General features: G+C 56.2%; 1 protein-coding gene. It reads right to left on the bottom strand.

All coding sequences use genetic code 11. From position 1 onward, the window contains the following. Window positions 1-50: 50 nt before the first annotated feature. A partial coding sequence (locus EZM81_RS18075; RefSeq protein ID WP_211195455.1) for a hypothetical protein occupies window positions 51-491 on the bottom strand: 441 nt, incomplete at its 5' end.

The raw sequence follows: 491 nt of genomic DNA, 5'->3' as shown, positions 1-491 counted from the left end.
ATGCCGTCAGGGGAGAGCGGCATCCACCCCATCTCCACCGCAATATCGCCCTAATCCATTGTTGTCATTTCGAACTGGAACAGGCCGGCGCTGTGATCTGAGATGCATTCAACGAGAATCGGTGGTTGCATTGGCATGTCTTCGGTCTCAATCTGAGAGCTGTCGCGCATCGAAATGTCGGTCACTGGCCCAGCCGTCATATCGATATACGCCAAGTCCGATCTGCGAAAGGCGTAGGTGTCAAGGACACGGGAGTATTGCGGCAACGAATGCCGCCAAGGAAACTCGATCGTCAGCAGGATGACCGACGTATCGCAGTAGCGGCCTTCGACAATCAGAAACGGTTCCGGATCGTTCGCACCCTCGCCGTCAAACGCGTAGTCTACCTGTCGGCCGGTTGTTTTGTCGGTCATATGGATGGCAAATCGGTCCTCGCCCTGCGGTCGCAGTTCGACCCGGAGCTCAGGCGTTTCTACCGAAGGGCCATCAAA

It is taken from the genome of Tabrizicola sp. YIM 78059 (assembly GCF_004959785.1).
In the GTDB taxonomy this organism is placed as follows: Bacteria; Pseudomonadota; Alphaproteobacteria; order Rhodobacterales; family Rhodobacteraceae; genus Tabrizicola; species Tabrizicola caldifontis.
Note: the sequence above shows the minus strand (reverse complement) of the source record. Positions and strands in the feature narration are given on the sequence as shown.